We start from the raw sequence: 20,534 nt of genomic DNA on the forward strand, positions 1-20,534 counted from the left end.
ACGGCGAGCGGGTGGAGGACTCAGCCATACCCGGGCCGCCTGGTTTGTTCCCCATAAGCTTTGGCTATGAGTTTCGGAGGACCCCCGCCGCCGCAGCAGCCCTCGCCGTACATGCCGCCGCCCGCGCGGCAGCCGTCGTATGCCTCACCTTTGGCGCAGCCGACGCCGTACACGCCTCCCGCGCCGGTCGCGCCGTCGCCGGCCGAGTCGCTGCCCGCGCTGCCCGTGCCGACACGCAAGGGACGCACGATCTCCCTCTGGCTCTTCGGTTTCCTCGGCTTCCTGCTGCTCGCTCTGGTGGGCTACTTCGGGTGGGCGCTCGGAGTGTTCGCCTCGGTCGTCGGCCTGGTGCTCGCCCTCATCCCGCTCACGGTCGTGTTCCTCGGAGTCCGGATGATCGACCGTTGGGAGCCCGAACCGAAGCGCCTGGTCTTCTTCGCGATCGCCTGGGGTGCCGTGGCGGCTGCGGGACTGACGCTTCTCGTCGACGTGGGGCTGACGATCCTCCTCGGCGTCACGTCCGATGCCTTCACGGCGGTCGTGCAGGCGCCGATCGTCGAGGAGTTCTGGAAGGGGCTCGGGATCTTCCTGATCTTCCTGCTCGCCCGGCGCGCGTTCGACGGCCCGGTGGATGGCGTCGTGTACGGAGCGCTCGTGGGGGCGGGGTTCGCTTTCACCGAGAACATCCAGTACTTCGCGCTCAGTCTGATCGAGGGAGGCGGCGAGCAGCTCACCGTCACCTTCGCCGTGCGCGCGATCCTGTCCCCGTTCGCACACGCCATGTTCACCGCGGTGACCGGTTTCGCCATCGGACTGGTCGCGCGTCGCCACGGGTCCGCGAGTTCCGCGATCGGCGCCGGCCTGCTCGGAATGCTCGGAGCCGTTCTCCTGCACGCACTCTGGAACGGCTCCGCGACCTTCGCGGACTTCTTCGGGCTGTACTTCACCCTGCAGGTGCCGCTCTTCATCGGCTTCATCCTCGGGATCGTCGCCCTCCGCCGCGAGGAAGCGCGCCTCACTCGTGCGCGGCTCGCCGAGTATGCGAATGCCGGTTGGTTCACGCCCGAAGAGGTCACGATGCTTGCCACACCAAGCGGGCGCAAGGCCGGTCTCAACTGGGCACGAGGTCTTCGCGGCGACCGGCGACCGATCATGCAGGAGTTCATCAGGGACGCGACCGCGCTGGCCGCGGTCCGTCAGCGGGCGATCACGGGTCGCGACCCGCTCGCCGTCGAGGACGAGCGCGCGCTGCTGATCCGCACCCGCGCCGCCAGGGCGGCCCTGCTGGCCTACTGACCTCCGCTCCGCGATACTCGTCGTGAGGAGGCGGTCGCGATGAGCACATTCGTCCTGATCCACGGTGGGGGAGACGTCGGGTGGTCCTGGCATCTCGTCGCCGCAGACCTCGTGGCGCGCGGACACGAGGTCGTCGCGCCCGATCTCCCCGCCGATGACGAGTCCCTCACTCTCGAGGACTACGCGGACTCCGTGGTGGCGGCCGTGGGGCAACGCGTCGATGTCGTCGTGGTCGGTCACTCGTTCGGGGCGTTCACGGCGCCCTTGGTCGCCGAGCGGCTGTCCGCCGACCTGCTCGTGCTTGCCGCGGGGATGATCCCTGCTCCGGGTGAACCCCCGGAGCGGTGGTGGTCCGAGTCCGGCTACCTCGCCGCCGCCGAGGCGCAGGCGGCGATCGACGGCGGGCTGACCGGTAACGACGACCCGTACGTGAGCTTCTACGACGACGTGCCGCGGGAGTTGGCGGACGAAGCCCTGCGGCGGGAGCGCGCCCATCCGTCCGCAGCGGCCATGGAAGAGCCGTGGCCGAGGGAGAGATGGCCGGAGGTGCCGACGCGTTTCATCGTGTTCGCGGACGACCGCTTCTTCCCGCCGAGCTTTCTCCGCGACCTCGCCCGCGAGCGTCTCGGGGTCGTCGCCGATGAGGTCCCGGGCGGACACTGCGCGATGCTGAGCAGGCCGATGGAGCTCGCGGAACTGCTCGCCGGCTACGTCGACTGACGCGGAGGAACCCTGTCGTGGCAAGACTCAGCGCCCGGTGCTGCGGCGATGCCTGCGAGTCTCCCGGGCGCTGAGTTGATCTGTAATCAGGGTGCACCCGACCACGGAGGGTGTCAAGAGGCTGTTGTCGGTGCACCCTTTCGAAGTGTTCGCTGTGAGCAGGTGCAATCGCGTTGACCCCTCCCGCGGGCTCGGGTTTGATGGAGGCATGACTGATCGCACAAAGCCTGAGTTCGATGCCCCCAGCGCCCCCGCTCCCGCGGAGCTCGTCATCCGCGACATCATCGAGGGTGACGGAGCCGAGGCGAAGCCCGGTGACACCGTGACCGTCCACTACGCCGGTGTCGAGTTCGAATCCGGCGAGGAGTTCGACTCGTCCTGGGGCCGTGGTGAGACGATCCAGTTCCCGCTGCGCGGACTGATCCAGGGCTGGCAGGACGGCATCCCCGGGATGAAGGTCGGCGGACGCCGTGAGCTGATCATCCCGCCGCACCTGGCCTACGGCCCGGTCGGCGGCGGCCATTTCCTCTCCGGCAAGACGCTGATCTTCATCATCGATCTCGTCGCCGTCGGCTGAGTCCGGCCCGCACGCACAGACGCCCTTCCTCTTCGGAGGAGGGGCGTCTCTGCTGTATATCGGAAGAACATCCGCATTCAGGGGAATATATGCGAATGAATGTAAGTTGTCACAGAGGTCGCGGCGAACGCGGCCCCTGTCCGAAGCCGCATCAGCGGCAGATGTCTCCGGAGGAGAAACCATGACCAGCATCGACATTCCCGGCTACCGTCCCGGCACCTGGGTGCTCGACCCCTCGCACAGCGAGGTGACGTTCAGCGTCCGCCACATGATGATCTCCAAGGTGCGCGGCACCTTCGGCGTCAAGAACGCGACCCTGATCGCGCCCGAGAACCCGCTCGAGGCCAAGGTCGAGGCTTCTGTCGACGTCACCTCGGTCGACACGAACGACGAGGGCCGCGACGCCCACCTGCGCTCCGCGGACTTCTTCGACACCGAGAACTTCCCGACGATGGAGTTCGTCTCCACCGGCGCGCGCGTCAAGGGCGACGAGCTCTTCGTCGACGGCGACCTCACCATCCGCGGCATCACCAAGCCGGTCAGCTTCGAGCTCGACTTCGGCGGCTTCGGCACCGACCCGTATGGCAACTACAAGGCGGGCGCTTCCGCGAAGACCGTCATCAACCGCGAGGACTTCGGTCTCACCTGGAACGCCGCACTCGAGACCGGTGGCGTGCTCGTGGGCAAGGACATCACGATCAACCTCGACCTGCAGGGCGCGCTGCAGCAGGACTGATCCCGTCAGGCGGTTCCTCGAACCCCGGGCCCGTCAGGGCTCGGGGTTCTCTGCGTCGTAGTCGTGGAAGCGGCGGTTGCGGCGCGAGAGCATCGCGACGAGGGCGATCACCAGGACCCCGCCGAGCAGCGGGGGGAACCACAGAGTGGTCAACGTGGCGAGCGTGCCGGCGTAGAGGGCTCCGACCCGCGGGCCACCGGCCACGACCACGACGAACAGGCCCTGCAGTCGTCCGCGCATCGCATCGGGCACCGCCGCCTGCATCATCGTGTTGCGGTAGATCGAGCTGACGTTGTCGGACGCGCCCGAGAGTGCGAGCGCCACGCAAGCGGCGACGATCAGGCCGATGTTCGGGGCGTCTTCGCCGGCGGGCGCGGAGAACGCCCCGATCAGCAGCACCACACCGAAGAGCAGGATCGATGCACCGTAGGCCTCGACAGCCCGCGCGATGCCGCGTCCGTGCCACCGGTACTGAACGACGCGGCCGGAGAACATGCTGGACGCGAAGGTTCCGACCGCGACGGCCGCCGTGAGGATTCCAGTCGTCACGGCACCACCGCCCAGGAGGACGGTGCCGAGGGCGGGGAAGAGCACGAGGGGCTGCCCGAACGTCATCGCGATGATGTCGATGATGTACTGCATCCGGATGTTGCCTGCCCTGCGCAGGAAGCGCCAGCCGTCGACGAGCGACTCCAGCCCGGGGCGCACGATCTCGCCCTCCGGCCGCAGCACCGGGAGCGTCCACAGGCCGAGGAACATCGACAGCATCAGCACGACGTCGATCGTGTAGGTCCAGCCATAGCCGGTGAGGGCCACGAGCAAGCCGGCCAGTGCGGGGCCCGCCATGACCGTGAGGCCGAAGGCGACTCCGTTGAGTGCGGATGCCGCGGCCAGCTGACCCCGGGGGATGAGGCGCGGCACGATCGCCGTACGCGTGGCCATGCCCACAGAGTTCGCGGCGGAGTTGATCATGCTGAGTGCGTACAGCCACCAGATCGTCTCGGTGCCGGTCCAGGTGAGCGCGGCGAGCAGTGCGGTCGATGCAAATGTGATGGTCGCCGCGATCAGGGCCACCCGGCGCCGGTCGAACGCGTCCGCGAGCATCCCGCCGTACAGCCCGGCGAGGATCATCGGGATGAGTCCGGCGACCGCGATCATCGAGACGGCGAACGTGCTCTCGGTGAGCACGAACACATGCAGCATCACGGTGACGATCGTCAACTGGCCACCGATGCCGGCGAGGGTCGATCCGATCCACATCCGCGCGAAGGCGGGACTGGTCTTGAGAGGAGTGAGGTCGATCAGGTGACCGCGTCGGCCGCTCACTCGTCGATCTTCTTCTGCACCGTTCGAGCCTAGTTGACCCCGATCGGGCCGCGGCCTCGGCGTTGTCACGCGGGGGACCCCTCGGCTGGTAGACTCTTCAGGTTGCCGTTCGATCGGCCGCGGATAAAGAGAGCCCTCGCATCAGGCGTCGGGCGCCGCGCAACAAGCAGAGAGGGGATCGAATCTATGGCACTGGAAGCAGACGTCAAGAAGGCGATCATCGAAGAGTACGCGACGCACCCCGGTGACACCGGATCCCCCGAGGTGCAGGTCGCAATGCTGACGCAGCGCATCAAGGACCTCACCGAGCACCTCAAGGAGCACAAGCACGACCACCACTCGCGTCGTGGTCTGTTCCTGCTCGTCGGTCAGCGCCGTCGCCTGCTGGGTTACCTGCAGGACATCGACATCAACCGCTACCGGTCGCTCATCGAGCGTCTCGGCCTGCGTCGATAAAGCAAGGCGATCCTGCGTTCAATCGCGCAGAACATTCTTGAGAAGGCCGCCCCACGGTGTGGGGCGGCCTTCGTCGTGTTCAGGGGCGTGCGGGCACCACAGACGGCACCTGCAGGTCGACCGGGCGGCAGCGGATCACGAACCCCACGACCAGGGCGAGCGCCGCGGCGCACACGATCATGAACACGAGGCTCGCCGTCCAGCCGGCGGTGAGGTCGTGCAGGACCCCGACGAGAAGACTCCCCGCGCCGGCGAAGGCGTAGCCGATGCCCTGCGCCACAGCTGACAGCACGCCCGCCGAGGCCTCGTTCGCGGCGAGCATCACGATGAGCGCGAGCGAGAGCCCGAACGTCGCGCTCTGCACGGCGCCGAGCACGACGGTGATCGCGATGTACGACTCGTCGCCGGAAGCGAGCCAGACGAACGCCGCCAACATCGCTATACCGAGGCCCGGACCGAACCAGAGCAGCACACGGCGGCGTCGGGCGAGGATCGGCGCGACGAGCGTCGGCACCAGGCCCGCGACGCTGGTCAGCGCGAGCAGCCAGCCGGCGGTCTGCGCGTCCACACCGCGATCTCCGAGGATGCGGGGGAGCCACGAGGCCACTGCGAAGAACAGCATGGCCTGCAGGCCGAACATCGCGGTGATCAGTGCGACGGTCGGTCGGGCCGACCGGGGCAACGTCATCCGAGACGAAGAAGGCGGAGGAGCATCCGAGCGCAGTGCCACGCCGACCATGGCGCCCGCGGCGATCAGAGCCGGCACGGCCCAGAGCCCGAGTGCCACGGCGGGCCCGCCGACCGCCTGGCTCAGCGGCACGGCGAGTCCCGCCCCGAGCGCGGCGCCTGCGCTGAACGACATGCTGCTCAGGCCGATCCAGAGTCCGCCCGCCCGAAGGGACTTCAGGTACTGCGGGAGCAGGGTCCCTGCAGCCATGATCGATACCCCGGCGAGGAACGTCCCCGCGAGCATGCCCCCGGGAACGGCGACCCGCAGCGCGAGCGCCCCGGCGAGCGCCACCATGGTCCAGATCAGCGCCCTGGTCACGCCGAGACGGCGGGCGAGCAGCGGCCCGACCGGTGCACTGATCCCGAAGGCGATCACCGGCAGCGTCGCCAGGAGGTTCAGCTGCACCGGTGCGAGGTCGAACGCCACCCTCGTCGGCTCGAGCAGAGCGGCGACCGAGGTGATCGCCGGGCGCAGGTTGAGCCCGATCAGCAGGGCTGCGCCGAGCCCGACCGCGCGATCGCGGAACTCGCTGCCTCGACGCTCAGAGCGCGAGGACACGAAGGCCATCGGCGACCACACGGCCGTCGTGCATGACGAGTCGGTCGACTCCTCGGTCCATCACCGCGCTGGTGGGCGTCTCGCCATCGACCAGGACCAGATCGGCCCGGTCGCCGACAGCCAGGCCGGGTCGGTCGTCGACCCCCTTGAGGCGCGGAGACGAGGCGGACATGATGCTCGCGCCACCCATCGTCGCGACGGCGAGAGCCATCTCGATGTGGTCGTCGCGGCGGAAACCGTTGGTGAAGGCCAGCTGCCAGGTGCGGTCGAGCATGTCTGTGTTGCCGTACGGGCTCCAGTAGTCGCGCTGGCCATCCTGACCGAGCCCGATCCGCACTCCGGCCTCGACGAGCTGTACCAGCGAGAGCTGGTTGCTGGTCGACGGGGCGACCGTGGCCATCGAGATGTCGAGCTCGGCGAACTCCTCGATCAGACGACGGCTGGTGGCCTCGCTCACCGAACCGAGTTCGTACGCGTGCGACATTGTGACTTTGCCCTGCATGCCGAGCGCACGTGTTCGTTCCATCACGAGCTCGGTGCTGAACACCCCGAGCGCACCGGGCTCGTGCAGGTGGATGTCGACCTCGACCTGGTACTTCTCGGCGAGACCGAACACGATGTCCAGGTGCTTGGCGGGGTCACGGTCGAGCTGTGACGGATCGATGCCGCCGATCACGTCCGCGCCCTGCTTGAGGGACTCCTCCAAGTACTCGACCGTCCCTTCTTCGCGAAGGATGCCGGCCTGGGGGAAGGTCATCACCTGCACGTCGGCGTGCCCGGCGAACTTCTCCTTCGCCGCGATCACCGCGTCGAACTTCTCGAGCTTGCAGTCGACGTCGACCTGCGCGTAGGAGCGGACGCGAGTCGTCCCCCGGGCGATCATTCGCTCGAGGGTACCGGCCACGCGGGTGGGAAGGTCGATCTCCGCATTGCGCCAGTTCTCGCGGTCGTTCATCATCATGCCCCAGACCCCGGGAGCGCCGGTGTGCTCACGGAACGGCAGTCCGATCCGGGTCGAATCCAGGTGCACGTGCACGTCGCTGAAGGAGGGCAGCAGAAGCCGGCCACGTCCGTCGACGTCATCGCCGGACACGGGCGCCTCTTCATGAGGGAGGATCCGGGTGATGCGCCCGTCCTCGATCAGGACATCGGAGGCGGAGCCGCCCCAGGGGCGCACGTCACGAATCAGCATGGACTTTCCTTTCTTCGGGGGAGCCGAGCCGCGACGCGAGGTCGGCGGCTTCAGCGAGATGATGGCACGCGGCGTCGCCGGTGGGAACCTGATCCACGCACTGCCGGCGCCTGTCTTCGTCGAGAAGGGGCAGCACCGGGCAACGTGTGCGGAACACGCACCCGCTGGGCGGGTTCGACGGATGGGGCAGGTCGCCGACGAGACGGATGCGCCGACTGCGATCGGCTGTGGGATCGGGGCTCGGAACGGAGGACAGCAGCGACTGCGTGTACGGGTGCTGTGGAGCGCCGAACACCGCGTCCCTGGTGCCGTGCTCCATGATGCGCCCGAGGTACATGACGGCGACCTCGTCGGCGAAGTGCTTGACGACCGACAGGTCGTGCGCGATGAACACGTAGGAGATGCCGGTGTCGGCCTGGATGTCCTGCAGCAGGTTGATGACCTGCGCCTGAACCGAGACGTCGAGGGCTGATACCGGCTCGTCGCAGACCACGACGTCGGGCTCCAGAGCGAGCGCCCTGGCGATGCCGACACGCTGCTTCTGTCCACCCGAGAACTCATGCGGGAAGCGGTTGTAGTGCTCCGGGCGCAGACCCACCCTGTCCATCAGAGCCGCGACGCGGTTCTTCATACCCTCCTTGGGGGCGATGCCCTGGGCCTGAAGGGGGGCCGCGATCGCCGCACCGACGCTCTGCCGCGGGTTCAACGACGAGGAAGGGTTCTGGAACACCATCTGCACGCGGCGCCGGAACTGCTGCAGGTCCGCTCCGCGCAACTGCGAGACGTCGGCGCCGTCCAGCAGGATCCGCCCCGACGTGGGAGTGAGCAGGCGCATCAGCAGCCGTCCGGTGGTGGACTTGCCGCAGCCGGATTCACCGACCAAGCCCAGTGTCGATCCGCGTTCGAGCGTGAAGGAGACCCCGTCCACCGCTTTCACCTGCGAGGAACCGCGCAGGAACCCCTTGCTGACGCTGAAATGCTTGGCGAGGTTCTCGACGCTCAGCAGCGGTTCGCTCATCGGGCCACCTCCTGCAGATCGAGCGTGGGAGTCGTGACGTCGATGTCCGTGAGGTGGCAGCGGGCACGGTGGTCGGTGCCGACCACCGTGAGGCCGGGGCGCTCGGTGCGGCATCTGTCGTCCGGGACGAGCGCTGCGACGGGGCAGCGATTGGCGAAGAGGCAGCCCTGCGGGAGATCGAGCAGCGAGGGCGGGAAGCCGGGGATGGGCGTGAGGCGCCCTGCGTCGTCGACCATCGAGGGCATGGATGCGAGCAGGCCCTGGGCGTAGGGGTGCGCGGTCCGGAAAAACAGGTCGTGCACGCCGGCCTCTTCCACGCACTGGCCGCCGTACATGACGACGACGCGCCGGCAGACTTCGGCGACGACGCCTAGATCGTGCGTGACGAAGATCACGGCGGAACCGGTCTCCGCCTGGAGCGATCCGATCAGATCGAGGATCTGCGCCTGCACCGTGACATCGAGCGCCGTGGTCGGCTCGTCGGCGATCAGGAGCTCCGGTTCGCAGATGAGGGCCATCGCGATCATCGCCCGCTGCCGCATGCCGCCGGAGAACTCGTGAGGGTACGAGTCGTATCGTGCCACCGGGTCGGGGATGCCGACGCGGTTCAGCATCTCGATCGCCTGGGCCTTCGCGGCTTTCGCGCTCACTCGGTTGTGCACGCGATACGCCTCGGAGATCTGCCGACCCACGGTGTAGAACGGGTGCATGGCCGAGAGCGGATCCTGGAAGATCATCCCGATCTTGCGACCACGATACGGGCGCATCTCGCTCTCGCTGAGCGGCACCAGATCCGTGCCGTCGAACAGGACCTGTCCGGTGACCCGGGCGCTGGTGCCCTTGAGGAGCCCCATCAGGGTCTGACTGGTCACCGTCTTCCCGGAACCGGACTCGCCGACGATGCCGACGGTCTCTCCGCGCTGCACGACGAGGTCCATGCCGTTCACGGCATTGACCAGACCATCGTCGGTGGGGAAGGTCACCCGCAGATCGCGGATGTCGAGGATCGGCGTGGTCATCAGTTGACTCTCACTCTCGGGTCGACGCTGGCATACACGAGGTCAACGATGACGTTCGCGGTGATGATGAAGAAGGCGGCGAGCATCGTGATCGCCATGGTGACCGGCAGGTCTCCCGAGGTGGCTGCCCGCACCGCGGTGAACCCGAGACCGGGGACGGAGAAGATCTGCTCCGTCAGCACGGCACCGCCGAGCAGGGCGCCGATGTCCAGGCCCAGCATGGTGATGATCGGAGTGATGCCGGCACGGACCCCGTGGGTCGTGATGCGTCCGGGACTCAGACCCTTCGCACGCGCCGTGCGCATGTAGTCCTCGCCGAAGGTCTCGATCATGTTGTTCCGCGTGATGCGGATGTACTGCGCACTGAACAGGATGGCCAGCGCGACCCAGGGGAGCAGGTAGTTCGTGAACCACGCCCCGGGTCCGGCGGGGCCGAACGGGGAGGAGATCTGATTGCTCGTGAACGGCAGCCAGTGCAGTGCGCTCACGAACACGAGCAGGAGCAGCAGCCCGGTGACAGGGACGGGGAGCGAGACGCCCACGGATGCGGCGCCGACGATGATCTTGTCCGTCGCCCTGCCCTTGCGGAGCGCGGCGAGGAGCCCGAGGCCGACGCCGACCACGGTCCACAGCACGACAGCGCCGACGGCGATGGAGATCGTGTAGGGGAGCGCCCGGACGATGACGTCGGTGACGTTCTCGTTCGTCTGGAACGACTTGCCCAGGCAGGGCCAGGCGCACACCTGCTCGGCGCCGGGGGCTCCGATGAGCCGTTCGCTGAAGAACCCACTGAGGTAGGTGAAGTACTGCACCAGGAACGGCTTGTCCATGCCGAGAGCGACGCGCGCCTGGTCGATGCGGTCAGGGGTGCACTCCTGGCCACAGGCGGCTGCCGCAGGGTCTGCCGGGCCGATCTGGAACAGGGCGAACGTCACGAAGCTCACGACGAGCAGGAGGATGACCAGCGCGGTCACGCGGCGGACGATGAATCCGAACATTGCTGTCCCGTACGGGGCCGACCGACCAAGCGGTCGGCCCCGTCCTTTCCGGAGGTGTCGTGTCGGGCGTTACTGCTCGACGCCGATGGTGGACAGGTCGATGCTTCCGAAGAAGTACCCCACCTGGGCGTTGTGGATCTTCGAGCCCACGACGCTGTTGGTGAAGGTGCGGATCAGCGGAACGAGCGGGTACGACTCCATGGCCTCGTTGTAGAGCTCCGCCCACTCGGTGTTCAGCTCTTCGGAGGTGCCGTTGGTGTTGCGCAGCTCGTACATGTCGCCGGAGAGCTTCTCGTCGTAGAAGCGCGAGATGTTGCTGAAGCCGTACGTCGTTCCGTCGAGGCTCGGCCCGATGTTGGGGTCGACCGTGGTCCGGGTGGATCCGGAGGCCGCACCACCGCACCAGCCGGCGCGGGCGATGTCGGGCATCTCGTCGCTGGCGAGCACCGTGTAGTAGTTCGCCGCCGGGATCGGCACGAGCTGCAGATCGATGCCGAGCTCGGCGAAGTTCTGCTGGAGCACGGTGCCGAGGTTCTTGTACCGGTCGATCGCGTTCGAGTATCCGTACGTGAGCGAGGCCGGAACGTCCTTGCCCTCGAGCAGCTTCTTCGCGGCGTCGAGCTGCGGGGCGCCGTCGATGTCGAGGTCGGTGGTCTCGGCGACGTAGCCGACCTGAGAATCGTTGAGGTACGAGTTGGTGAGCTTGCCGAAGCGCGCACCGCCGTACTGCACCTGGATCGCCGCACGGTCCATCGCCAGGGCGAGCGCGTGGCGCACGTCGGGGTCGGTGATGGTCTCGGTGTTGAAGTTCAGCACGTCGGTGCAGCCGAGCAGTCCGGAAGCCGTGCGGTCGGCGACAGACGACTCGGTCAGGCGTGACGTGTCCGAGGCCTGCAGGGCGCCGTTCGAGTCGAGTGTGATCGCGGTCGGGTCGGCGTCGGAGATCAGCTGCTGGCTGATGGTCGCCTGCGCGGTCGAGAGGGAGAACGTGAAGGTGTCCGGGAGGGCGGTCCGGTTCTCATCGGTCGCGGGGTCCCAGGAGGGATTGCGCACGAGCTTCAGCTCCCGGCCGCGGTCGTAGCTGGCGATCATGTACGGGCCCGAAGAGATCGGGTGGTTCGTGTAGTCGAGCATCGTGTCCTTCGCCTGCGGGACCGGCGCCGTGTTGGAACGCGACACGAGTGCGGCGAAGTCCGGGTTCGGCTGCTTCAGGTGGAAGATCACCGTCTTGTCGTCGGGGGTCTCGACGGCCGTCAGATCGCCACCGCCCGAGTACGGCCCCTTGTAGTCATCGGCGTCGAGAGCGGAGTTCAACTCCTGCGGCGCCTGGGTGAAGACGTCGCGCGCGAACGTGCGGGCGATGCCGTACTTCACGTCGGCGGCGGTGATGGGTGTACCGTTCTCGTACTTCAACCCGTCCTTGAGGGTGTAGGTCCAGGTGAGGCCGTCCTCCGAGGCGGTGCCGGTATCGGTCGCGAGGTCGCCGACGATCGTGGGCGGCTCTCCGGCCGTCTCCTTCGCCATCGTCAACGTGCGGTAGTAGAGCTGGCCGACGTTCGCGGTCTGCACGTAGTTGCTGTTGCCGGGGTCGAGCGTCATGAAGTCGCTCGACATCAGGACGTTGACGTTGCCGCCGGCCTCGTCGAAGCCCGGCTGCACGATGTGCGCGGCGTACGGGTCCTTCGAGCCGGTGGGGGCGGATTGCCCGTTCTGTGCGGTGACGCTCGTGCAACCGGTGACGACCAGGGCGATGGCCACGGTCGCAGCGGCGAGCAGGGGACTGCGGTGTCTCATGACGCGTTCTCTTTCAGTGGGGGTCGGGATGTTCGGGAGCGGGAAAGGTCAGCTGCGGGAGGCCTTGGGATCGAGCGCATCACGCACGGCGTCGCCGAGCAGGTTGAAAGCGAGCACCGTGATGATGAGCGCGGTGCCGGGCACGATCAGGAACCAGGGGTCGCTCAGATACCAGTTGCCCGCCTGTGCGGCGTTGAGCATCTGCCCCCAGGACGGCGTCGGGTCCTTCACGCCGACGCCGAGGAACGACAGTGCGGCTTCGGCGGAGATGTTCGCGGGGATCATCATGGTCGCGTACACGAGCACGACCCCGAGCACGTTCGGGATCACCTGACGGAAGATGATGGTCCGGTGCGAGGCTCCGTAGGACTTCGCCGCCTCGATGTACTCCTGCTCGCGGATGCTCAGCACCTGGCCGCGCACGACTCTGGCCAGGTACGCCCAGCCGAAGAACCCGAGGATCAGCACGAGGGAGGCGATGGGGACGAAGCTGCCCTGACCGAGCGGGGTGTCCCGCAGCCGCGACTGCAGGATCGGGGTGAGCGAGAGCACCAGGAGAAGATGCGGGAACGCGAGGAACAGATCGATGATGCGGCTGATGACCATGTCGACCTTGCCACCGAAGTAGCCGGCAGCGGCGCCGAGCACGGTGCCGAGGACGACCGAGACCACGGTAGACAGAAGGGCGATCAGCAGCGAGACCTGCGCTCCGTAGGCGATGCGCGCGAAGATGTCGCGCCCGAGTCCCGGCTCGACCCCGAGCCAGTGCTCCACGGACGGGTACATGTACGCGGGGAGCGGCAGGCCGGGGGTGTTGAAGTTGTCGAGCACTTCGGGCCCGGTGTTCGTGGTGAACGGATCCTGCCCCTCGATCGCGACCACCACGGGGGCGAGCAGGGCGAAGAGCACGATCGCCACGACGACCCCGAAGGAGGCGAGTGCGACCGGACTCCGACGGATGCGCAGCCACGCCGTCCCGAGGAGCGAGCGTCCGGTCGCGATCTTCGGCGGCGCGGTGGGCAGCGCCTCCGTCTTCGGGCTCAGCGTCTGGGTGTCCGTCACGATCTTCCTTGATGGCTCGGGGAGCGGGTGCTCAGAATTGTATACCAGCATCGGTCAACTTGGGATACCAAATCTCCAAGACGTCAATACGGCGCCGATTTAGTGGGCGAATTCAGCGGCGGCGGTTGAGGGGAGTAGGCGCGTGAGATAGTTTTTGGATACCAAACCGCATCTCAGATCATCGGGGCTCTCATGCGCACATTGCTCACCGCCGACCACGTCCTGGTGTTCGACGGCACCTCACATGCAGAACTTCGGCAGGGGGCCGTGATCGTCGAGGACGATGTGATCGCCTATGCCGGTCCGGCCGAGGAGGCGCCGTCGAACGTCGATGACCGCATCGACCTCGGGGAGAGCCTGCTGATGCCCGGGCTCATCGACCTGGACGCGCTCACGGACATCGACCACCTGATCCTGGACGCATGGGGTACCCGCGAGCAGTCGGCGCGACTGCAGTGGTCAGAAGGCTATTTCGATCGTCGACGGCATGTGTTCGACGAGGAAGAACGCGCGCGAGTGCGGGAGATAGCTCTCGTCCAGCTCGCGCTGCACGGCATCACCTCGTACATGCCCATCGCCTCGGAGGTGCACTCGGCGTGGGCTGAGTCGGCGACCGACCTTCACCGGATGGCGGAGTTCTCGCGGAAGCTCGGGCTGCGCGGCTTCCTCGGTCCGTCCTATCGGTCTGGCGTGAACGTCGTGACGGCGTCGGGTGAACGCGAGGTGCGGTTCGCCCCGGAGGAGGGTGAGGCCGGGTTCGCCGACGCCGTCCGATTCCACGACGAACTCGCTGCACTCGACGATCCGCTGCTGACCCCGGTCTTCCTGCCCTGCCGCATCGAGACCTTGACTCCTGCGCTGCTTGCGGCGACCGCAGCGGCGGCTGCCGAGCGCGGCGCGATCGTCCGGCTTCATGCGCTGCAGGGCGAGGTCGAGCGCGAGCTCGTCCTCCATGCCCACGGCTGCACTCCGCTCGAGTTCATCGAGAAGATGGGGCTGCTGAACGATCGCCTCATCGTGCCGCACGGCGTGTTCCTCGACGTGAACCCGCGGGTGCACGGCGAAGACCGCGGCGACCTCGCCCGACTGGTCGATGCCGGGGTGTCGATCGTGCACTGCCCGCTGACGAACGCCCGCTACGGATCCGAGCTGGAGACGTTCCAGCGCTACCGGCAGGCCGGAGTGAACATCGCGCTCGGTACGGATTCGTTCCCGCCCGACCTCGTCCGGGGCATCGACACCGGGGTGTCGGTCGCGAAGGTGCAGAACGGCAGTCTGGCTGCCGGCGACCTCGCGGGTTATGTCGACGCGGTGACGCTCGGAGGGGCTCAGGCGCTTCATCGGCCGGATCTCGGTCGAATCGCGCTCGGCGCCCAGGCCGATCTGACGGCGTTCCGGCTGGACGACGTGCGGATGGGCGCCGTCGATGACCCGCTGCGCACCCTGGTCCTCAACGGCACGGCGCGCGATGCGTGTCTGACGATGGTCGCCGGTCGGGTCGTCATGCGAGACGGGAGGGTCGACGGGATCGACCTCGACGCGATCCGCGCCGACACGCAGATCCTCTTCGCACGGATGCGGAACGCCTACACTGGGCGCGACCATCTGAGCGGAACGACGGACGAACTCTTCCCTCCGGTCTTCCCCCTTCATGCCTGACACCCGAGAGGTTCCGCGATGAGTTCCGACAGCATGATCACCGACGGATCCGCCCTCGCCGAGCGGGTCTATCGCGGCGTGCTGCGCAGGATCATCATCGGCGAGCTCACGCCGGGATCCTGGCTGAAGGAGCGGGATCTGTCGGAGCGGTTCGAGGTGTCCCGCGTCCCGGTTCGGCAGGCACTCCAGCGGCTGGAGGTGGAGGGTTTCGTCGTCACGACCCGAAACAAAGGGGCGAGTGTGACGCCGGTGACCAGGGCAGACGTCGAGGAGCTGTATGACGCGCGGCTGTGCATCGAGCCCTATGCGACGCGCCATGCCGCGCAGCGTGTCCACTCGGGAGCGGCGAGCGCTGACCGGTTGCGCGAGCTCCTCGAGCGTGCGCTCGCTCCGGGTGAGACGGCGGAGTTGGGGGAATCGAATCTCGGGTTTCACCTCGAGATCGTGCGCCTCTCCGGGAATCGCATCCTCGAACGCAGTCTGCTGCCCATGCTCGGCCGGATGCAGTGGATCTTCGGGATCACGCACGCCACGCGCGAGCAGGAGCACGCGGTGGAGCACCAGCAGCTGCTCGATGCCATCGTCGCCGGGCGCGGTGAGGTGGCGGCTGCGCAGGCCTACGCGCACATCGACCAGGGGCGCGAACCCATCATCGAAGCTCTCGCGAAGGCGCTCGACTGGTAGCGACGGTCGTTCGGGTCAGGCCGTCGCGCCCACGAGGTCGGCGTGGTGGATCGCAGCGACGTCGGGGTGAGCGCGCAGGCGCGACTTGAGGGCGTTCTCCCCATAGAGGGCATGGATCGGGTTGTTCGGATCCTTCGTGACGCCCTTCGCCTCCGCCGCGAGCTCGGGCGGAAGCTCGATCAGCGGGAGGCGCTGGTCGAGCGCGGGGTTGAAGAAGAACGGGATCGAGATCCGGTCGTTCGGAGCCTTGGGCGACACGACGCGGTGGTTCGTCGCCTTGAGGTAGCCGCCGGTGGCGTACTCCAGCAGCTCGCCGATGTTCACGACGAAGGCGCCGGGCACCGGGGGAGCGTCGACCCAGGTGCCATCGCGTTCGACCTGCAGGCCGCCCTTGCCGGGTTCGACCCAGAGGAGTGTGAGGACGCCCGAGTCCTTGTGCGCCCCGACGCCCTGCTGCGGCTCGGGTTCGTGGGTTCCCGGGTAGCGGACGATCTTGATAAGCGTCGAGGGCTCACCGAAGTGATCGTCGAAGTAGGTCTCATCGGCTCCGAGCGTCTGTGCCCACTCCCGCAGGAGACGCCGGGCGACGTCGGACAGGGTCGCGTGCCATTCGGCGACGACCTCCTGCAGCTCCGGCTGTGCCGCGGGCCACAGGTTGGGCCCGACGAGACGGTTGAACGCCGGACCGCCCTCGACGGGCTCGCGCTCGGGTCCGATGTCGATCTGCTCGCGCCAGTCGACCTGGCCCTGGGTCCGCTCGCCGCCGATGCGGGTGTAGCCGCGGAAGTGCGGGCTGTTGACGTTCTCGATGGCGAGCTTGTCGGCCTCGGGGAGGGCGAAGAAGTCGAGGGCGGCGCGGTGCAGGCGCGCCTCGAGCTCGGGGGAGATGCCTGTGCCGGTGAGGTAGAAGAAGCCGACGTCGTGCGTCGCCGCCCTGAGGTCGTCGCGGAATCGTGCGGCGGCCTCCGGGCCTTCATCGAGCTGGGACAGGTCGAGGATGGGGAGCGAGAGTTCAGCCATGGACCGAGGGTATGTCGGCTTTCGGGGCGGGAGGGCGACTGTTGCGCCGCGTTACCGTCCGGGGTCACCGGTGGGCGGCATTCGGTGTTCCGGGATGATGCGAACGCGGTGCTAGAGTCCTTTAGGTAAGGGCTGCCTTACCTCAATCGTCGCTATAGAAATCGTCTCCGTGCTCGCCACTTTTCTCATCGGCCTCCGTGAAGGTCTGGAAGCCGCGCTCGTCGTCGGCATCCTCGTCGCCTACCTCCGCCGCCTCGGCCGGAGGGACGCCCTGCCGAAGATGTGGGTCGGTGTCGGCCTCGCCATCGTCCTGGCCCTGGGTATCGGTGCCGTGCTCACATTCGGCGCCTACGAGCTCACCTTCGAGGCGCAGGAGCTGATCGGCGGCGGGCTCTCGCTGCTCGCCGTCGCGATGGTCACGTGGATGATCTTCTGGATGCAGCGTGCCGGACGCACCATGAAGGCGACGTTGGAGGGTGGCATCGATCGTGCGCTCACGGTCGGCGGACTCTGGGCGTTGATCGCGATCGGCTTCGTGTCCGTCGCGCGGGAGGGCATCGAGACGACGCTCCTCCTCTGGTCGATGGTGCAGGCCTTCGGCGACGCGCCGTCCGCTCTCCTCGGCGCTCTGCTCGGGCTCGCGGCCGCCGTCATCATCGGCTGGCTCATCTCGCGCGGGGCCGTGAAGCTCGATCTCCGCCGCTTCTTCGCCTGGACCGGCGGCTTCCTGGTCATCGTCGCCGCGGGGGTGCTCGCCTATGCGCTGATGGATCTCCAGGAGGCCGGCGCCCTCCCCGGCCCGTTCACCAGCGCGGCGCCGCTCGATCCCGCCACCGGGGCGGTCGCGATCGGGTGGGCGGCGTTCCCGTTCGGCTGGGCGTTCGACGTGTCGTCCGCCATCGCACCCAGCGGGGCGCTCGCCGCTGTGCTGCAGGCCACTGTCGGCTTCATGCCGGCGATGACCTGGCTGCAGGTCATCGCCTGGACTCTCTACATCCTCATCGTCGGTTCGTTGTACGTCCGCGGTCTCCGCTCGCGCCGCGCGCCGAAGCCCCGTGCTTCGGACGAGCTCGAATCCGACACGACCCCTCTCTCACCACAAGGAGCAGTATGACCACCTCTCATCGTGTCTTGGGGGCACTCGCCGCCGCGGGCGCTGCCGTCCTCGTCCTGAGCGGCTGCGTCGCGAAGAGCGATGTCGCGGCCGGTGCCTCGTTCGACGTCTCGTCGACCGATGGCGACTGCGCGGTCTCGGCGGCCACGGCGAAGAGCGGAACCCTCACCTTCGACGTGAAGAACGACACGGATCAGGTCTCGGAGTTCTACCTGCTGGCCGAGGACGGTCTGCGCATCGTCGGCGAGGTGGAGAACATCGCGCCGGCCGCCTCGCGCACGCTGACCGTGGTCGCGCAGCCCGGCGACTACTTCACGCTGTGCAAGCCCGGCATGCTCGGCGACGGCGTCGGAAAGGCGGCCTTCACCGTCACCGGTGACCGCGTCGCCGTCGACGGTCCCGATGCCGAGCAGAAGCAGCAGGCCGTCGACCTCTACGCCGCGTTCGTCAAGGACCAGGTCGGCCAGCTCGTCCCGGCCGTCGAGGAGTTCGTCGCGGCGTACGAGTCAGGAGATGATGAGGCCGCCCGCGCGAAGTTCCCGCTGACCCGTGCGTTCTACGAGCGCATCGAGCCGGTCGCCGAGGCGCTCGGAGACCTTGATCCGCGAATCGACTACCGCGAGGTCGACGCGGTGGCCGAGGGCCTGGACTGGACGGGGTTCCACCGCATCGAGAAAGACCTGTGGGTGCCGGCGCAGGACGCGCTCAACGCCGATGGTGAGACCCCGGCCTGGCAGGATTGGGCTCCGTCGACGCCGGCAGAGCGCGCTGACTTCGGCGACCTGCTGCTCGCCGACGTGCAGGAGCTCTACGACTATGTGCATTCCGACGACTTCACGACGGCTCTCGACGATCAGGGGATCGGAGGCATCTCGAACGGCTCCATCGCACTGCTCGACGAGGTCGCCACGGGCAAGATCTCGGGCGAGGAGGACTGGTGGTCGGGCACCGACCTCTACGACTTCGCGGCGAATGTCGAAGGCTCGAAGATGGCGTTCTCGCTGGTGAAGGACTTCGCCGCGGCACAAGGCGACGACGGTGAGGCACTCGTCGCGGAGATCGAGGGCGGCTACGCCGCGCTCGAGGAGTCTCTCGCCGCTCACGGCTCACTGACCGACGGCTTCGTCGGCTACGCCGAACTGATCGAAGACGACAAGCGCGAGTTCACCGACCTGATCAACGCACTGGCCGAGCCGCTCTCGCAGCTCACCAGCACCGTCCTCGACTGAACAGCGTCGAGCGGAATCGAACGGATACCATCACGGACGTGAACGAACCAGCAGCGGAGGCCGCGCCCGACACCTCATCGACGGGTGAGGTCTCCGCCTCCGGCGGGCTGAGCAGGCGCGGACTCCTCGGCCTCGCCATCGGCGGTGGCGTGGCCGGGCTTGCGGTCGGGGCTGGCGCGGGCCTGACCGGGGGAGTGGCGCTGGGCCGGGCGCGCGCCGCGGAGGACGCGCATTCGGCGTACGAGTTCTTCGGGACGCACCAGGCCGGCATCACCACGCCGGTGCAGGATCATCTGCATTTCGCGAGCTTCGACATGATGCCGCGCAGCGACCGCGACGATCTGATCTCGCTGCTGCAGGATTGGTCGTACGCCGCGGCCCGCATGTCGCAGGGACTCGAGGTCAGCGCGAGCGGCGCCGTCGGCGGCCCCGCCGAAGCACCGCCGGACGACACCGGCGAGGCGCAGGGACTCCCGGCCTCCGGCCTCACGATCACGTTCGGGTTCGGGCCCGGCCTCTTCGAGAACGAAGACGGCGACCGCTACGGGATAGCCGCGCGGCGTCCACCGGGCCTCGAACGGCTCCCGCCATTCCTCGGCGACGATCTCGACCCGCAGGCCTCCCACGGAGACCTCTGCATCCAGGCCTGCACCGACGACCCCCAGGTCGCCGTGCACGCGATCCGCAACCTCAGCCGTATCGCCTTCGGGCGTGCGCGCCTGCGCTGGTCGCAGCTGGGATTCGGCAAGACCTCGCGCACGACCGCCGCGCAGGCCACGCCCCGCAACCTCTTCGGCTTCAAGGACGGCACCGCGAACATCCTCGCCGATGACACCGAGGCCCTCGCCGACCATGTGTGGGTGTCTGAGAAGGACGAACCCGCCTGGCTCGCGGGTGGCTCGTACCTCGTCGCCCGCAAGATCGCGATGCTGATCGAGACCTGGGATCGTGTGCGCCTGTCGGAGCAGGACGCGATCATCGGACGTGACAAGGGGGAGGGTGCGCCGCTCTCGGGTGGAGATGAGTTCACCCCGCCCGATTTCCACGGTCGTGCCATCGACCCGAACAGTCACGTGAGCCTGGCGCATCCCGAACAGAACGACGGGGTGCGGATCCTGCGCCGCGGCTACAACTACGTCGACGGCAACAACGAACTCGGACGCCTCGACGCCGGACTCTTCTTCCTGTCATACCAGCGCGACCCCGCGCAGTTCATCTCGCTGCAGAGGCGGCTGTCGACCGATCTGATGAACGAGTACATCCGGCACGTCGGCTCGGGGATCTGGGCCGTGCCGCGAGGAGCGACCCCCGGTTCGTACGTGGGCGCGCAGCTGTTCGCCTGACTC

At 67.8% G+C, this 20,534-nt stretch carries 19 protein-coding genes; 10 read left to right on the top strand and 9 right to left on the bottom strand.

Annotated features, from left to right (window positions below; all coding sequences use genetic code 11):
- Positions 1-66: 66 nt before the first annotated feature.
- The 4 genes from DW298_RS17135 (at position 67) to DW298_RS17150 (ending at position 3,329) form a co-directional block, all read left to right on the top strand.
- The gene (locus DW298_RS17135; RefSeq protein ID WP_275087548.1) at positions 67-1,296 is read left to right on the top strand and encodes a PrsW family intramembrane metalloprotease; all 1,230 of its coding nucleotides are present in this window, start codon (positions 67-69) and stop codon (positions 1,294-1,296) included.
- A 39-nt stretch (positions 1,297-1,335) separates the two neighbouring features.
- A complete protein-coding gene (locus DW298_RS17140; RefSeq protein ID WP_136043683.1) occupies positions 1,336-2,016 on the top strand; it encodes an alpha/beta hydrolase in 681 nt (226 codons plus the stop codon).
- A gap of 208 nt (positions 2,017-2,224) precedes the next feature.
- On the top strand, positions 2,225-2,593 hold the full coding sequence (locus DW298_RS17145) for an FKBP-type peptidyl-prolyl cis-trans isomerase (protein WP_136043684.1): 369 nt from the start codon (positions 2,225-2,227) through the stop codon (positions 2,591-2,593).
- A 181-nt stretch (positions 2,594-2,774) separates the two neighbouring features.
- Entirely contained in the window at positions 2,775-3,329 is a 555-nt protein-coding gene (locus DW298_RS17150) for a YceI family protein (protein ID WP_136043685.1), read from the top strand.
- Between the two features lie 33 nt (positions 3,330-3,362).
- Here the strand turns inward: DW298_RS17150 and DW298_RS17155 are convergent, their stop codons facing one another.
- Positions 3,363-4,655 carry an MFS transporter gene (locus DW298_RS17155; protein ID WP_136043686.1) on the bottom strand — a complete coding sequence of 431 codons (1,293 nt, stop codon included), beginning with the start codon at positions 4,653-4,655 and terminating at the stop codon, positions 3,363-3,365.
- 186 nt (positions 4,656-4,841) lie between these two features.
- On the opposite strand from DW298_RS17155, the gene rpsO reads away from it, so the two are divergent.
- Entirely contained in the window at positions 4,842-5,111 is a 270-nt protein-coding gene (gene rpsO / locus DW298_RS17160) for a 30S ribosomal protein S15 (protein WP_005048780.1), read from the top strand.
- Between the two features lie 79 nt (positions 5,112-5,190).
- On the opposite strand, the gene DW298_RS17165 is transcribed toward rpsO, so the two are convergent.
- The 7 genes from DW298_RS17165 to DW298_RS17195 all read right to left on the bottom strand — a co-directional run bounded on the left by DW298_RS17165 (position 5,191) and on the right by DW298_RS17195 (position 13,482).
- Positions 5,191-6,399: an MFS transporter gene (locus tag DW298_RS17165; RefSeq protein ID WP_168429594.1), complete on the bottom strand. Its 1,209-nt coding sequence runs from the start codon at positions 6,397-6,399 to the stop codon at positions 5,191-5,193.
- Complete coding sequence (locus tag DW298_RS17170) at positions 6,383-7,591, bottom strand: amidohydrolase (RefSeq protein WP_136043688.1); 1,209 nt, start codon at positions 7,589-7,591, stop codon at positions 6,383-6,385. Before DW298_RS17170 ends, DW298_RS17165 begins: the two co-directional genes overlap by 17 nt.
- The gene (locus tag DW298_RS17175; protein ID WP_136043689.1) at positions 7,578-8,609 is read right to left on the bottom strand and encodes a dipeptide ABC transporter ATP-binding protein; all 1,032 of its coding nucleotides are present in this window, start codon (positions 8,607-8,609) and stop codon (positions 7,578-7,580) included. The genes DW298_RS17170 and DW298_RS17175 overlap by 14 nt, the downstream gene beginning before the upstream one ends.
- Complete coding sequence (locus DW298_RS17180) at positions 8,606-9,628, bottom strand: ABC transporter ATP-binding protein (RefSeq protein WP_136043690.1); 1,023 nt, start codon at positions 9,626-9,628, stop codon at positions 8,606-8,608. The genes DW298_RS17175 and DW298_RS17180 overlap by 4 nt, the downstream gene beginning before the upstream one ends.
- Complete coding sequence (locus tag DW298_RS17185; RefSeq protein WP_136043691.1) at positions 9,628-10,626, bottom strand: ABC transporter permease; 999 nt, start codon at positions 10,624-10,626, stop codon at positions 9,628-9,630. The genes DW298_RS17180 and DW298_RS17185 overlap by 1 nt, the downstream gene beginning before the upstream one ends.
- 69 nt (positions 10,627-10,695) lie before the next feature.
- The gene (locus DW298_RS17190; protein ID WP_136043692.1) at positions 10,696-12,420 is read right to left on the bottom strand and encodes an ABC transporter substrate-binding protein; all 1,725 of its coding nucleotides are present in this window, start codon (positions 12,418-12,420) and stop codon (positions 10,696-10,698) included.
- A 48-nt stretch (positions 12,421-12,468) separates the two neighbouring features.
- Positions 12,469-13,482: an ABC transporter permease gene (locus DW298_RS17195; RefSeq protein WP_240745180.1), complete on the bottom strand. Its 1,014-nt coding sequence runs from the start codon at positions 13,480-13,482 to the stop codon at positions 12,469-12,471.
- A gap of 192 nt (positions 13,483-13,674) precedes the next feature.
- Between DW298_RS17195 and DW298_RS17200 the strand changes: the two genes are divergently transcribed.
- Both DW298_RS17200 and DW298_RS17205 read left to right on the top strand, forming a co-directional pair.
- Positions 13,675-15,141 (top strand): chlorohydrolase family protein, encoded by a 1,467-nt coding sequence (locus tag DW298_RS17200; RefSeq protein WP_136043694.1) that lies wholly within the window; start codon positions 13,675-13,677, stop codon positions 15,139-15,141.
- An 18-nt stretch (positions 15,142-15,159) separates the two neighbouring features.
- Complete coding sequence (locus DW298_RS17205) at positions 15,160-15,825, top strand: GntR family transcriptional regulator (RefSeq protein WP_136043695.1); 666 nt, start codon at positions 15,160-15,162, stop codon at positions 15,823-15,825.
- 15 nt (positions 15,826-15,840) lie between these two features.
- Here DW298_RS17205 and DW298_RS17210 read toward each other — a convergent pair whose 3' ends face one another.
- Positions 15,841-16,845: a 2-oxoglutarate and iron-dependent oxygenase domain-containing protein gene (locus tag DW298_RS17210; protein ID WP_136043696.1), complete on the bottom strand. Its 1,005-nt coding sequence runs from the start codon at positions 16,843-16,845 to the stop codon at positions 15,841-15,843.
- Positions 16,846-17,014: 169 nt separating this feature from the next.
- On the opposite strand from DW298_RS17210, the gene efeU reads away from it, so the two are divergent.
- From efeU to efeB, 3 genes are read left to right on the top strand one after another with little or no spacing between them, the layout of a single operon-like run.
- Positions 17,015-17,959: an iron uptake transporter permease EfeU gene (efeU, locus tag DW298_RS17215; RefSeq protein ID WP_136043697.1), complete on the top strand. Its 945-nt coding sequence runs from the start codon at positions 17,015-17,017 to the stop codon at positions 17,957-17,959.
- Positions 17,956-19,188, top strand: coding sequence for an iron uptake system protein EfeO (gene efeO, locus DW298_RS17220; RefSeq protein WP_136043698.1), 1,233 nt, complete (start codon positions 17,956-17,958; stop codon positions 19,186-19,188). The genes efeU and efeO overlap by 4 nt, the downstream gene beginning before the upstream one ends.
- A 38-nt stretch (positions 19,189-19,226) precedes the next feature.
- Positions 19,227-20,531, top strand: coding sequence for an iron uptake transporter deferrochelatase/peroxidase subunit (efeB, locus tag DW298_RS17225; RefSeq protein ID WP_168429595.1), 1,305 nt, complete (start codon positions 19,227-19,229; stop codon positions 20,529-20,531).
- The last annotated feature ends 3 nt before the right edge of the window (positions 20,532-20,534 follow it).

This window comes from Microbacterium sp. A20, from assembly GCF_004794515.1.
GTDB lineage: Bacteria > Actinomycetota > Actinomycetes > Actinomycetales > Microbacteriaceae > Microbacterium.

Excerpts from the sequence above, each read along its gene's own strand:
- DW298_RS17150 (WP_136043685.1), top strand. The coding sequence starts at position 2,775 with ATGACCAGCATCGACATTCCCGGCTACCGTCCCGGCACCTGGGTGCTC.
- DW298_RS17145 (WP_136043684.1), top strand. The coding sequence starts at position 2,225 with ATGACTGATCGCACAAAGCCTGAGTTCGATGCCCCCAGCGCCCCCGCT.
- DW298_RS17140 (WP_136043683.1), top strand. The coding sequence starts at position 1,336 with ATGAGCACATTCGTCCTGATCCACGGTGGGGGAGACGTCGGGTGGTCC.
- DW298_RS17205 (WP_136043695.1), top strand. The coding sequence starts at position 15,160 with ATGAGTTCCGACAGCATGATCACCGACGGATCCGCCCTCGCCGAGCGG.
- DW298_RS17180 (WP_136043690.1), bottom strand. The coding sequence starts at position 9,628 with ATGACCACGCCGATCCTCGACATCCGCGATCTGCGGGTGACCTTCCCC.
- DW298_RS17135 (WP_275087548.1), top strand. The coding sequence starts at position 67 with ATGAGTTTCGGAGGACCCCCGCCGCCGCAGCAGCCCTCGCCGTACATG.
- DW298_RS17185 (WP_136043691.1), bottom strand. The coding sequence starts at position 10,626 with ATGTTCGGATTCATCGTCCGCCGCGTGACCGCGCTGGTCATCCTCCTG.
- efeO (WP_136043698.1), top strand. The coding sequence starts at position 17,956 with ATGACCACCTCTCATCGTGTCTTGGGGGCACTCGCCGCCGCGGGCGCT.
- DW298_RS17210 (WP_136043696.1), bottom strand. The coding sequence starts at position 16,845 with ATGGCTGAACTCTCGCTCCCCATCCTCGACCTGTCCCAGCTCGATGAA.
- DW298_RS17200 (WP_136043694.1), top strand. The coding sequence starts at position 13,675 with ATGCGCACATTGCTCACCGCCGACCACGTCCTGGTGTTCGACGGCACC.
- rpsO (WP_005048780.1), top strand. The coding sequence starts at position 4,842 with ATGGCACTGGAAGCAGACGTCAAGAAGGCGATCATCGAAGAGTACGCG.
- DW298_RS17175 (WP_136043689.1), bottom strand. The coding sequence starts at position 8,609 with ATGAGCGAACCGCTGCTGAGCGTCGAGAACCTCGCCAAGCATTTCAGC.
- DW298_RS17190 (WP_136043692.1), bottom strand. The coding sequence starts at position 12,420 with ATGAGACACCGCAGTCCCCTGCTCGCCGCTGCGACCGTGGCCATCGCC.
- DW298_RS17170 (WP_136043688.1), bottom strand. The coding sequence starts at position 7,591 with ATGCTGATTCGTGACGTGCGCCCCTGGGGCGGCTCCGCCTCCGATGTC.